Genomic DNA, 12625 nt, shown 5'->3' on the forward strand with positions numbered 1-12625 from the left:
GTGTAAGTTATCAGTGTCGTTATTTAACAAAACCAGCTTTAGCTAGTAAGCTCATTGAAATATCTGAGCCAGTCGGCTGCTCAGCCCCTTTAATAAGGCGCTCTAAATAACGTGCAATTTGGTCGACTTCTAAATTAACGCGTGTGCCCACTTTAAAATCAGCAATGGTGGTTTGCTCGCTTGTGTGCGGCACTATGGTTAATTTAAATTTATTATCTTGTACAGCGTTTACTGTCAGGCTTATACCATCTATACATACAGACCCTTTGTAAGGAATGTACTTCATTAAGTTTTCATCGGTGCTTAGCCAATATTCTGTAGCGCGCGCATTACTAGTGATGGCTGTAATGGTTGCAATGCCATCAACATGACCTGACACTAAATGTCCGCCTAAACGTGAAACCGGCTGCATGGCTTTTTCAAGGTTAACTGTTTGGCCAATATTATAATTTGCAAACCCAGTTAGGCTGATAGTTTCGTTTGATAAGTCGGCACTAAAGCCATCAATGTGCTTATCAACTACCGTTAAACATACGCCATTAGTGGCAATGCTATCGCCAAGCTTTACATCGCTCATATCAAGATTAGCGCTTTGAATGCGAATGGCTAAATCGCCTTGTTTTTTTTGTAATAGCGCAATTTTGCCTGTGGCTTCTATTATTCCAGTAAACATAGCCCTACTCTTTTAATTAAGTGGTTGGAATGTGTTTTGTGGCGGTTATACGTAAATCATCGCCTATTTTCACACACTCTTTAAACGTCAAATTAACGGTGTTTTGCATATCTGTTAGCGGTGCAAAATTAACTAAGCTTTTTGCATCGCACCCCATTAGTTTAGGCGCTAGATAAAATATATATTCGTCTATTAAATTAAGCTCTGTCATTTTACCGGCAAGTGTAGCACCCGCTTCTAAATAAACATGATTAAATTGCAGCTTAGCAAGGTGCGCTAAAACAGACGTTAAATTAACTTTGTTATTTTGCTGAGGCACTTCTATATGCCTTACAAAATGCGGCCACTGCGTTGATTTATCAACCTTGGTAGTGAAAATTATTATTTCACTTTCAATATTAAATACTGCCAGCTCTGGTGTAAGCCTATTTTGTGAGTCAATTATAACACGCACCGGTTGGCGTAGGGGTAAATCGGTAGGCAAAGCCTGTGGCAACTCGCTTAACCTCACATTGAGCTTAGCATCATCGGTAATAACCGTATCGGCGCCCGTTAAAATAGCGCAGCTTTGTGCTCGGTGTAATTGTACATCTTGTCGCGCAGCGCTGCCGGTGATCCACTTACTTTGGCCATTTTTAAGCGCGGTTTTACCATCAATGCTGGCCGCCATTTTACACGTAACATACGGAAGTCCCTGCTCCATACGCTTAAAAAAACCTAAATTAAGTGCGCGCGCTTGCTGCTCTAAAAGCCCAAATGCAACCTCAATACCGGCATCGCTAAGTATTTTTAGCCCTTTACCTGCTACTTGTGGGTTGGTGTCGACCATAGCTGCAATAACTTTTACTACACCTGCGGCTTTTAAACCCTCTGCGCACGGGGGAGTGCGTCCGTAATGGCTACACGGTTCAAGCGTAACATACGCAGTCGCGCCTTTTGCGTTTTCACCTGCTACAGCAAGAGCATTAACCTCAGCATGCCCCTGCCCAGCTAATTGATGAAACCCTTCACCAATTATGTGGTTATCTTTAACTAAAACACACCCTACATTAGGATTGGGGGTGGTTGTAAATCGCCCTTTCTTTGCAAGCTCGATGGCACGTGCCATGTACATTTCATCTTGCGCAGTAAAGGTTATTTGGTTTTGCATTATTACTCCCCTAAACGGGCAATTTCTTCACCAAATTCGCGTATATCTTCAAACGAGCGATACACAGAGGCAAACCGCACATAGGCTACTTTATCCAGTTTTTTAAGCGCCTCCATTATGCACTCACCCACAAGGTGACTTGATATTTCTCGCTCGCCGGTAGCACGCAACTGCGATTTAATAATATTAACCACTTCATCCACTTGCTCTGTACTAACAGGGCGTTTTTCTAGGGCGCGATTAAGGCCATTGAGTAGTTTATCTTCATTAAAGGGTTCTCGGCTGCCATCTTGTTTAATTACACGTGGCATAACTAACTCGGCGCCTTCAAAGGTAGTAAATCGCTCGTGACACTCGTTACATTCTCGACGACGGCGAACTTGGTGGCCTCCGCCGACTAGGCGAGAATCAATAACTTTAGTATCTTTTGCGGTACAAAATGGGCAATGCATAACTCGGTACTTCCGTTTTAAAACAAAAAAGGCCGCTATTTAGCGGCCTTTTATCTTAGCAAAAAAATAGGGCCTGTTGGCCTTTCAGGATTAAATTTGTTCTATCTAGGGGTGATTTGATCGCGGCGCGAGGTTTGTAACCTAGTGGGCTAAGTAAAAACCGAGCAACAAAGAGTAAATCGCCCCTAGGACGAACCCGAGGGCAGTGCGTGTTTGGCATTTATGCTGCGTTATCGCCTATTTGTGTGGAGTAACCACACTACATAGACTCTGCCTTGCCTAAAAACCAAACATACTACTGCAAATTAAACCTCGAAAGGTAAACAGGCCCCTTGTTGTGATCTAAATTACTGCTGCTTATGCAATTAAGCGTATACAGGTAGTTTTGCACAAATTGCTTTAACTTTTTCTTTAACTTGCGCTTGTACTGACTCATCATTGATGTTGTCTAATACGTCACAAATCCAGCCAGCAAGTTCTTTCGATTCAGCTTCTTTAAAGCCACGACGTGTAATTGCAGGTGAACCAATACGTAAACCAGAAGTAACAAACGGTGAGCGAGGATCGTTTGGTACAGAGTTTTTGTTCACAGTAATGTTTGCATTGCCAAGCGCTGCGTCTGCATCTTTACCTGTGATATCTTTATCGATTAAATCAAGTAAGAATAAGTGGTTTTCTGTTTTATCAGATACGATTTTGTAACCGCGCTCTTGCATAACAGCAACCATAGCTTGAGCATTTTTAACTACTTGTGCTTGGTATGTTTTAAATTCTGGTTGTAGAGCTTCTTTAAATGCCACTGCTTTTGCAGCAATAATGTGACATAAAGGACCACCTTGGCCACCTGGGAACACAGCGCTGTTAAGCTTTTTGTAAATTGCTTCGTCGCCACAAGCAGAAATAATTAAACCACCACGAGGGCCTGCTAATGTTTTGTGTGTTGTTGTTGTTACAACATGCGCGTGAGGTACTGGGCTTGGGTAAACACCCGCCGCAATTAAACCAGCAACGTGAGCCATATCAACGAATAAGTAAGCACCTACTTTATCAGCAATCTCACGGAATTTAGCCCAATCAACAATACCTGAGTACGCAGAAAAACCACCAATAATCATTTTTGGTTTGTGCTCAAGTGCTAGCGCTTCTACCTGTGCGTAGTCAATTTCGCCAGTTGCTTCGTCTAGCCCGTACTGGATTGCATTGTATAGCTTACCTGAGAAGCTTACGTGTGAACCGTGCGTTAAGTGACCACCATGAGCTAAGCTCATACCAAGTACAGTGTCGCCCGCTTCTAATAATGCTAAGAAAACAGCTGCATTTGCTTGAGAACCCGCATGTGGCTGAACGTTTGCATAGTCAGAACCAAATAGCTCGTTAGCACGATCAATTGCAAGTTGTTCAACAACGTCTACGTGCTCACAACCGCCATAGTAACGTTTGCCCGGGTAACCTTCTGCGTATTTGTTTGTAAGCTGTGAACCCTGTGCTTCTAGTACGCGTGGGCTACAGTAGTTTTCTGATGCGATTAATTCAATGTGCTCTTCTTGGCGAGCAGTTTCTTTGTTTATCGCGTCAAATAACTCTGGATCAAAATCCGAAATATTCATGCTACGTTCTAACATTGGGGTCTCCTAGGGCAACGTGTATGGTGTTTTTTAGAGGCTTTATTGTACGCTTTAAACGACTCTTTGCCTACGCTCTTAAGTTGAGGATATTTAAACAGGGATTGAATCTATTTCACAGCGTTTTTAAGATGATATTTTTTTATAAATGCATTAATAATTTAAATGACTTTTATTTTTTACATTTAATTAGTTAATGATAAATACTTTATTTAGCGCGTTCAAAATACAAAAAAAGCGGCCAAAGCCGCTTTTTTAACGCTAAGTTAGTTAGCCTAACTTAGCGAGTATTTCAGTGCGTAACGCTTCATAATCAGGGTTAATGTCGCTTGCTAAACAAGGTTTAGCAAGTGCGTCGCTAAGTGGTTTTGGCATATCAAGTTCAATATTTAGAATCTCTTCTACGCTTTCTTTAAACTTAGCAGGGTGAGCAGTTGCTAAAAAGATACCTGCTGCGCCGGGTGCTTTATTCTCTACAAGACCTTGGTACGCAATGGCGGTATGCGGCTCTGCAACATAACCAGTTTGTTGAATATTTTTCATCACTGCTTGCGTATTTTCTTCGCTCACGCTGGTTGAGTAAAAATTATCGTAGCTAAACCAGTTATTATCTAACATTGTTTGCACACGTGGCCAGTTATTTGGCTTGCTTACATCCATCGCATTTGAAAGCGACTCAAGTGTGGCATTTGGCGCCCAATTTTTATCAAGCATGTAACGTGGCACGGTGTCGTTTTGATTTGTAGTCGCGCTTAGTTTACCCACCGGCAAACCAATTACAGCACCAATCATGGCGGCACATACATTACCAAAGTTACCACTAGGGACTGAAATATGCGCTGTAGCACGCTTTTCTTTTGGTAGCTGAGCAATGGCTTCAAAGTAATAACATACTTGTGCCACTAGGCGGCTAATGTTGATTGAGTTAGCTGAATTAAGGCCAAGTGTAGATTTAACTTCGTCATCTAAAAACGACTTTTTAACCAGCTCTTGGCAATCATCAAAACTGCCATCAACCGCGTAACAATGAATGTTGTTCCCAAGCGTAGTAAATAGCTTTTGCTGAGCAAGCGAAATTTTGCCTTTAGGGTATAGAATAACCACATCTATGTTTGGCTTGTTGTAAAACGCATGTGCAACAGCAGCGCCAGTATCGCCTGAGGTTGCCGTTAAAATCGTGACTTTTTCGCCTTGATTAAACTGTGCTAAACACTCAGCCATAAAGCGCCCGCCAAAGTCTTTAAACGCAAGCGTAGGGCCATGAAAAAGCTCTAAACAATAGTTATTGTCTTCAACTTCTACCAATTTTACGGGGAAGTTAAACGCATTTTTAACCATTTGAGCAACGGTATCAGCGGGTAATTCATCGCCAATAAGGTGCGATAAAATTTTGCTACTGCGGGTAACAAAGTCCATATCTAATAACGCATCTACATCGGCGAGTGGCGCTAAGCTTTCAGGGAAAAATACCCCCTGATTACGCCCAAGCCCTGTTTTTACCGCTTCAACAAACGACACCTTTTGAGAATCTTCTTTTAAATTATGTAATTGCATAAATGCCTATCCTATAAAACTGTTAATTGACGCGTGCCGTCGTTATCTAATTTACAAATGTGGCAAAAGCCCTGCTCATTTATATAGTTTTGCGCTAACCACCGCGCACATTTTTCAGCAGCTTCTAATGTTTTACACACTGTAAATAACGTAGGGCCTGCACCTGAAATACTGACAATTTCTGCACCAAGCGCTGGCAAATTTGCTTTCGCTTCGCTAAACCCTGTTATTAATGGCGCTCGGTAAGGCTCTGCTATATCGTCTTGCATAATGCTCAGTGCATCATCAAAACGCTGCGTTAATAACAAACTGCTAAATGCCGATAAACGCTGTGCAAACTCAACCCCTGCGTGCATACTTAGCTCTTTAGGTAATACCGAGCGTGCCTTTGCGGTATTAAGCGAAAACCCAGGAAACGCCGCTACGTAGTACCAGTTTTCATCAACTGGTAGCGCAATTGACTTATCAGGAATTAAATCGCCTGTAAGCTGTAAGCCCCCTAAATAACACGGGGTGATATTGTCATAATGACGCCCGCCACTGACTATCGCTTCAAAATCAGCCATTAATTCAATCAGCTCAACTTGGCTTAAATTGGTTTGAGCAAACTTATCAAGCGCAGCAAAGGTTGCTACCACCGAGCACGCACTCGAACCTAGCCCTGAGCCAATTGGTAAATTCTTTTTAAGCTCTAATTTTACACTTGGCATATCTGGCGCAACGTGCGCTCTAAAATGCACTAAACATTGATATGCTAGGTTTTCGCTCGCATCGCTTGGTAACTTATGCGCATATTCGCCAGAGCAAACAAACTCATCACTTGCTGCGGCGCTTACTACGGCTACATCACCTAATAAGCTGCCATCAATAGGCGCAAGCGCTGCACCAAGTGCATCAAAGCCCACTGCAAAATTACCTATAGACGCCGGAGCATATACTTCTATCATAATGCTCTCCTAGCGCGATAATGTTTTTAATACGTCGGCAAATACGCCTGCAGCGGTTACCGCAGAGCCTGCACCGTAGCCACGAATTACAAACGGGCGTGGTTGATAATATTGGCTTAAAATAGCTAATGCGTTTTCACCATCACGAATTACATTTAATGCATGCGATGAATCGACCGCTTCAATACCTACTTTACAGTGACCTTCTTTAATTGTACCTACATAACGCAGTACCTTGCCCTCTGCTGCCGCACTTTGAATACGGTCGTTAAACTCAGCGTCTAAACTTGGCAGTTTAGCCATAAATTCATTTACGCTGTCGCCTTGTGCAAAACCTTGTGGTAATACCGACTCAACTTCAATATCGCTAAGCTCTAATTTCATGCCGGCTTCGCGAGCAATAATAAGTAATTTACGTGCTACATCGGTACCCGATAAATCATCACGTGGGTCTGGCTCTGTAAAACCGCTTTCTTTTGCTTTAATGGTTGCCTCAGAAAGTGATAAACCATCTTCTAGTGCACCAAACATGTACGACAGTGAGCCTGATAAAATACCGCTAAACTCAAGTAACTCATCACCTGCACCAAATAACGACTGTAGGTTATCGATTACCGGTAAGCCTGCACCTACGTTTGTTTCGTATAAAAACTTGCGATTATTTTTTTGTGTTGCTGCAATTAAGTCTTGGTAATAATCATACGAGCTGGTTGTTGCTTTTTTATTAGCGGCAACCACATGGAAGCCCGCATTTAAAAAATCCACATACTGAGCTGCTAGCGCATCAGAAGACGTACAATCTACAAGCACGGGGTTTACTAAGTGATTTTGTTTTACAAACTGCTCAACTAAATTTAAATCAAACGCTTGCTCTGATGCTGTAAGCTTTTGCTGCCAGTCATCAAATGCAATACCTTCGCTGTCTAAATGCAATTGACGAGAATTGGCAACGCCATATAGGTTTAACTTAATATTACGTTTTTCAAGCCACGCTTGCTGGCGCTCTAACTGAGAAATAAGCTCTTGGCCTACTAAGCCACAGCCAAGTAAAAATACGTCAATTGAAGGGACGTGCGTAAAAAAGTTTTCATGGCATATTTTCACTGCATCGTTACACAGCTCGCCATCAATAACCGCCGAAATAGCACTTTCTGTAGAATCCTGTGCAATGGCTACAATGTTTACTTGGGCCTGTGCAAGAGAAGCAAAAAACTGTGCTGCTAAACCTTTGTGTGCGCGCATGTTATCGCCCACTAAAGTGACAATGGCAAGGTTACGTTGTACTTGTACCGGCTCAATTAAGCCTGCTTGTAATTCAAGTTCAAATGCACTTTGCAAGGCTTCTAGCGCGAGCGCTAAATCGCTTTCGTGCACACAAAAGCTAATGCTAAATTCACACGATGATTGAGTAATTAATACTATCGATACGTTATCGTGCGCAAGAGCATTAAACACCTTAGAGGCCATGCCCACTTTACCTTTCATGCCAGGGCCTGACACGGTAAGCATTGCTAAGTCTTGCAAGCTAGAAAGCGCTTTTACTGGCTCATCAGATGAATAGTCGTTACCAATTAATGACCCCTGAGCATCTGGGTTATGGGTATTTTTAATTTCGCACGGTACGCCCGCTTTCGCGCACGGTAGAATGGTTTTAGGATGAAGTACTTTAGCGCCAAAGTAAGAAAGCTCCATCGCTTCTTTATAAGATAAGAAATCAACTTTAGTTGCTTTTTTGATGTAGCGCGGATCAGCACTGTACACACCATCAACATCAGTCCAAATTTGGCAAATTTCAGCATCTAAACACGCCGCTGCAATAGCTGCCGAGTAATCAGAGCCATTACGACCAAGTGTAGTAAGTTCGCCTTGCTCGTTGCTTGCTGTAAAGCCTGGCATAATGTAAATGGTGGCTGGGTTTTCTTTAAGTACTGCTTGAAAGCGTGCTTTACTCGTTACTAAGTCGGCCTCAGCATCAATGTAGCCACCAGTAGAGGCAACACAACGCGTTGCTTCAAGGTATTGTGCATTGTGCGAGCTTAATAAACTTTGCATTAGCGATACGCTAACACGCTCACCAAAACTAATTACAAAAGCACGAATTTGATCTGGGCAACACTTAATAAGCGCCACACCATCTAGCTTATTTTTAAGCTCATTAAAATCTGGCCAGTTTGTTACTTCGCCACTGCTTTTTTCTACTTCTGCTTTTAATGTCTCGCATCGGCTTAGTAAAGATTGCCATTGCTGAGAAAAATCTTGACCTTGCTCAGCGGCACTGGCCAGCGCAACTAATGAATCAGTCATACCTCCGGGTGCAGAAAGTACCAGTAACATTTCATCTTTTAACTGTGCTTTTACCAGCAAAGCTACTTGTTGCAAACAGGCAAAGTCGGCAAGCGAAGAGCCTCCAAATTTTAAAACGCGCATTATTTATGTTCCTCATCCCATAAAACGAAAAAAGGCCTGTGTTCTTAGTGAACACAGGCCTTTAAATTTGTTGCACCGACCTATGCCACTATCCAGTAAGAATGGTGGTTGTAATAATAATGGTCAGTGCGCGATTATTTGTTTTCATAGAGCTAAGACTGCCTTAACAAAGGCTATGCTGTCAACCCCAAATTAAAAGATAAAACAGCCTTTTTGAACATGAAAAAACCTAATGAATGCCAAATTTATGCAAAACTTCACTTAAAGCCGATTTATTAATAGGTTTATTTATAAAGTCGATAGCACCAAGCTGCGCGACTTTTTGCTTCATTTGTTGTTGTATATCAGCGGAGATCACTAGTACAAAACACTCTATTTTTTCTGCCTTAATGCGCTCCAGCACTTGTACGCCGTCAACTTCTGGCATGGTTAAGTCTAAACACAAAAGATCAAATTGCTGCAAGCGTAAAAGCGCCAACGCATCGGCCCCGTTTGCGGCTTGTTGAATGTCGGCACTCACGCACTCATTTAAACAACGCACAACTTGTTTGCGTGCAACAGTGGAGTCATCACACACTAATATAGAAAATTTCATCATGTTAACTACTAAAATAACCTTCTAAAAATTATAAAAACGAGCCGTCCGTTGGTTTTTGCTATTCTAACACGTTCCTAAAACTCTAACACTTTGCTTGTTCGCATAATGTAATACTGTAACCTTACAATAAAACGTCAAACATTATTAATAATTGCCTTAGCTGCCTATTAAAAATCATCGTTTTTGAAATCTCAGTAGCCATTAAAATTAATTTAAATCAGTTTAATGCACTATTATTAAAACAAAACGACTCAATAGCTGGGCTATCTCTTTAAAATATAAATTTTTTATTTATTTTTAAGGTTTTATTGACTAACTTTTAAGTTAGAAATTGCAACTTAGATATAATTACACCGGATGAGTAAATCCCATATGTTACAAAAAAGCCTTTCTAAGAAATTGTTAACTAATGTTTTATCAGTGTATTTTTTGCTTACCTTTGTGGTGACATGTGGACAGGTGCTTGCAGAATTTGTAAATACTAAAGACTACATTCGTGATGAGCTAAGTACGCTACAAAAAACCTTTAGCCGAAGCTTAACACGCGCAATTTGGGAACTAAATACAAAGCAAACAATTACAACCGCAGAAGGCTTACTTGCTATACCTATGGTGGAGGGCATTATAGTGCGCGACGACAGCGGTGAAATTATTTCGCAGCTGGGGCGCTCTTTGGATATACACAAACTTTATAACCAACAACTCGTACAAGAGGAAGTCATTATAGAGGACACCAAATCGGGTCTCTTTGGTTATACCTTTCCCCTAATTTTTGAATTTTCGGGACGCGCTACTCAAGTAGGTGATGTGACCTTGTTCTCTAGCCGCGATGTGGTATTTAGCCGAATAATGGTATCTATTTACTTTTTAATTGGTAACGCCATGATCAAAACCACCTTTTTGATCATTCTGTTTTTAATGGCATTTAGAAAGCTGCTCACCGACCCTTTAAACGAGTTAACCGATCAAATAGAAAACTTAGAGCTTGATGACTTAGAAGGTCAACACATAGACATTGAGACCGAAGAGCATAACGAGCTAAACGTTATGGAGCAGTCTTTTAATAACTTAATAGATAAAGTAGTTCAATACAGAAAAGAGCTTGAGCATACCCAACGTGAGTTGATTGTTAGTAACGAAAAGCTCGACCAGCACAATATACAGCTTGAACAAGATGTTGCCCGTAAAACGTCAAACTTAAGCCAAGCTATGATGGATTTACAACAGCAAAAGTACGAACTAGAAAAACAAAAGCTGGTACTAACCGAAGAAGTTGATTTACGCAGACATACCGAAGAAGAATTATTAACTAAACAAAAAGAGCTTGAACGCTACCTAGACGAGCTAAGCCTTGCTCAAGAGCGCTTAGTAGGCACCGAAAAAATGGCTGCACTAGGCGGATTAGTCGCCGGTATTACACACGACATAAATACACCTATTGGGATTGGTGTAACTGCTATATCTTTTTTACAAGAGCGTTTAAACACGTTAGAAAATGCCTACAAAGAAAAAACCTTATCGCCCAAAGCATTAGAAGAGTTTATAAACGAAGCCAAGCAAAGCACGACCTTGCTTACAACCAACCTTGATAGAGCCTCTGAGCTTATTGCCAGCTTTAAACAAATAGCGGTAGACCAAGCCAGTGAAGCTGTAAGAACAATTAACTTTAAAGATTATTTAAACGAAGTAATTTTATCGCTCCACCCTAAACTTAAAAAAACCAAGCACACCATAAATTTACAGTGTCCGGATGATTTAGTTCTTAATCTGCCTGCAGGGGCAATTAGCCAAATTTTTACCAACTTAATTATGAACTCAATTATTCATGGTTTTGATAATATTGCGCAGGGCAATATTGATATAAATATTAACGCCGATGACACACTCCTTATTATTGACTACACCGATAACGGTAATGGCGTAACGAAAGAGCAATTAGCCAAATTGTTTGACCCATTTTTTACTACAAAACGCGACCAAGGCGGCAGTGGGTTAGGCACACACATAACCTTTAACTTAGTTAAGCAAACACTGAGCGGCTCAATAGAGGCAAGCAGTGAGCCTGGCAAAGGGCTTCATTACCATATTGAGTTTCCTAAAAACATGCCAAAGCCATTATTTAATCAATAACGGCTTTGCTTAAAATCAGCCATTTCGAGAACCCCATTTTATTGCTATGATTGAGCAAATTTAAAAGATGGAAAAGTTACCTTATGTGGTTTAGTAACCTGATTTGTTATCGCTTTAAGCAAGATGTTTCGTACACTCAAGAAGAGTTTGAAAAAGCGTTAGAACAAGATGTATTTCGCCCTTGTGGCTCTCAAGACCTTTCTACATTTGGTTGGACAAAAGCATTTGGTAAGCATGGTGACTCGCTGGCGCATTTTTCACAAAAAAGCATTTTAGTGTGTGCCAAACGTGAAGAAAAAGTGCTGCCTGCATCTGTTGTTAATGAAATGGTTGCCGAAAAAGTAGATCAAATAGAGGCGGAAGAAAACCGTCCTGTTAAAAAGAAAGAAAAAGACGAGTTAAAAGAAAACATTTTAACTACCTTATTACCTCAAGCGTTTAAAAAATCGAGCCTACAGTTTGCTTTTATTGACCAAGAAAACGGCTGGGTTGTAGTAAACAGCGGCAGTTTTAATAAAGCAGAAGAGCTACTTGCATTGCTGCGTAAGTCTCTGGGCACATTACCGGTAGTACCTGCTTTTGCAAACTACGACCTAGATGTATTTTTAACTGATTGGTTAACTAACTTCAGCACCCCAGAAAACTTTGCTATAGGTTTTGATGCTGAGCTAGAAGAAGCCGATGACAGTGGCGCGCAGGTTAAATTAAAAGGTCATGATTTATCGTGTGATGAAGTTAAATCGCACCTAGAAAATGGTAAACGCGTGACCAAACTTGCACTTGATTGGCAAGAACGCCTGAAGTTTATGCTGCAAAACGATGGCTCTATCAAGCGTTTAAGCTACTCAGAAACTTTAAAAGAAGAAAACGCCGATATTCCTAAAGAAGATATGGCAGTTAAATTAGATGCTGACTTTATTTTAGCCTCAGAAGAAATCAAGCTACTGCTTGAAGAGCTGACGGCCGGTTTAGGTGATGCAGAAGATTTATAAAACGCTAAAATTATAAGCGCTATTAAAATCAAAAAAAGCACGACTTAGTCGTGCTTTTTGCTTTTACCTTTATAACTACT

The 12625-nt window shown here is 41.0% G+C and carries 10 protein-coding genes; 2 read left to right on the forward strand and 8 right to left on the reverse strand.

Annotated elements, in window-relative coordinates:
- Positions 1 to 19: 19 nt before the first annotated feature.
- The 8 genes from NQT65_RS11640 to NQT65_RS11675 form a co-directional block, all read right to left on the reverse strand.
- Positions 20 to 673, reverse strand: a complete 654-nt coding sequence (locus NQT65_RS11640; RefSeq protein WP_256851233.1) for a riboflavin synthase — start codon at positions 671 to 673, stop codon at positions 20 to 22.
- A 16-nt stretch (positions 674 to 689) separates the two neighbouring features.
- Positions 690 to 1823 carry a bifunctional diaminohydroxyphosphoribosylaminopyrimidine deaminase/5-amino-6-(5-phosphoribosylamino)uracil reductase RibD gene (ribD, locus tag NQT65_RS11645; protein ID WP_256851234.1) on the reverse strand — a complete coding sequence of 378 codons (1134 nt, stop codon included), beginning with the start codon at positions 1821 to 1823 and terminating at the stop codon, positions 690 to 692.
- A 2-nt stretch (positions 1824 to 1825) separates the two neighbouring features.
- Positions 1826 to 2275, reverse strand: a complete 450-nt coding sequence (gene nrdR, locus NQT65_RS11650; protein ID WP_004586861.1) for a transcriptional regulator NrdR — start codon at positions 2273 to 2275, stop codon at positions 1826 to 1828.
- Positions 2276 to 2640: 365 nt separating this feature from the next.
- On the reverse strand, positions 2641 to 3897 hold the full coding sequence (gene glyA / locus NQT65_RS11655) for a serine hydroxymethyltransferase (protein ID WP_024031685.1): 1257 nt from the start codon (positions 3895 to 3897) through the stop codon (positions 2641 to 2643).
- Between the two features lie 270 nt (positions 3898 to 4167).
- On the reverse strand, positions 4168 to 5451 hold the full coding sequence (gene thrC, locus NQT65_RS11660) for a threonine synthase (RefSeq protein ID WP_256851235.1): 1284 nt from the start codon (positions 5449 to 5451) through the stop codon (positions 4168 to 4170).
- An 11-nt stretch (positions 5452 to 5462) separates the two neighbouring features.
- Positions 5463 to 6398 carry a homoserine kinase gene (thrB, locus tag NQT65_RS11665; RefSeq protein WP_256851236.1) on the reverse strand — a complete coding sequence of 312 codons (936 nt, stop codon included), beginning with the start codon at positions 6396 to 6398 and terminating at the stop codon, positions 5463 to 5465.
- A gap of 9 nt (positions 6399 to 6407) precedes the next feature.
- Positions 6408 to 8825, reverse strand: a complete 2418-nt coding sequence (gene thrA / locus NQT65_RS11670) for a bifunctional aspartate kinase/homoserine dehydrogenase I (RefSeq protein ID WP_138684370.1) — start codon at positions 8823 to 8825, stop codon at positions 6408 to 6410.
- A gap of 229 nt (positions 8826 to 9054) precedes the next feature.
- On the reverse strand, positions 9055 to 9423 hold the full coding sequence (locus NQT65_RS11675; RefSeq protein ID WP_024031682.1) for a response regulator: 369 nt from the start codon (positions 9421 to 9423) through the stop codon (positions 9055 to 9057).
- A 372-nt stretch (positions 9424 to 9795) separates the two neighbouring features.
- Between NQT65_RS11675 and NQT65_RS11680 the strand changes: the two genes are divergently transcribed.
- Both NQT65_RS11680 and rdgC read left to right on the forward strand, forming a co-directional pair.
- Positions 9796 to 11553: an ATP-binding protein gene (locus NQT65_RS11680; protein ID WP_126006111.1), complete on the forward strand. Its 1758-nt coding sequence runs from the start codon at positions 9796 to 9798 to the stop codon at positions 11551 to 11553.
- Between the two features lie 83 nt (positions 11554 to 11636).
- Complete coding sequence (rdgC, locus tag NQT65_RS11685) at positions 11637 to 12545, forward strand: recombination-associated protein RdgC (RefSeq protein WP_004586854.1); 909 nt, start codon at positions 11637 to 11639, stop codon at positions 12543 to 12545.
- Positions 12546 to 12625: the final 80 nt, after the last annotated feature.

The organism is Pseudoalteromonas agarivorans (genome assembly GCF_024518735.1).
Lineage (GTDB): Bacteria > Pseudomonadota > Gammaproteobacteria > Enterobacterales > Alteromonadaceae > Pseudoalteromonas > Pseudoalteromonas atlantica.

Bases quoted from the DNA above. Each gene is read 5' to 3' on its own strand.
- ribD (WP_256851234.1), bottom strand. From the start codon at position 1,823: ATGCAAAACCAAATAACCTTTACTGCGCAAGATGAAATGTACATGGCA.
- thrA (WP_138684370.1), bottom strand. From the start codon at position 8,825: ATGCGCGTTTTAAAATTTGGAGGCTCTTCGCTTGCCGACTTTGCCTGT.
- rdgC (WP_004586854.1), top strand. From the start codon at position 11,637: ATGTGGTTTAGTAACCTGATTTGTTATCGCTTTAAGCAAGATGTTTCG.
- NQT65_RS11675 (WP_024031682.1), bottom strand. From the start codon at position 9,423: ATGATGAAATTTTCTATATTAGTGTGTGATGACTCCACTGTTGCACGC.
- nrdR (WP_004586861.1), bottom strand. From the start codon at position 2,275: ATGCATTGCCCATTTTGTACCGCAAAAGATACTAAAGTTATTGATTCT.
- NQT65_RS11640 (WP_256851233.1), bottom strand. From the start codon at position 673: ATGTTTACTGGAATAATAGAAGCCACAGGCAAAATTGCGCTATTACAA.
- glyA (WP_024031685.1), bottom strand. From the start codon at position 3,897: ATGTTAGAACGTAGCATGAATATTTCGGATTTTGATCCAGAGTTATTT.
- thrB (WP_256851236.1), bottom strand. From the start codon at position 6,398: ATGATAGAAGTATATGCTCCGGCGTCTATAGGTAATTTTGCAGTGGGC.
- NQT65_RS11680 (WP_126006111.1), top strand. From the start codon at position 9,796: ATGTTACAAAAAAGCCTTTCTAAGAAATTGTTAACTAATGTTTTATCA.
- thrC (WP_256851235.1), bottom strand. From the start codon at position 5,451: ATGCAATTACATAATTTAAAAGAAGATTCTCAAAAGGTGTCGTTTGTT.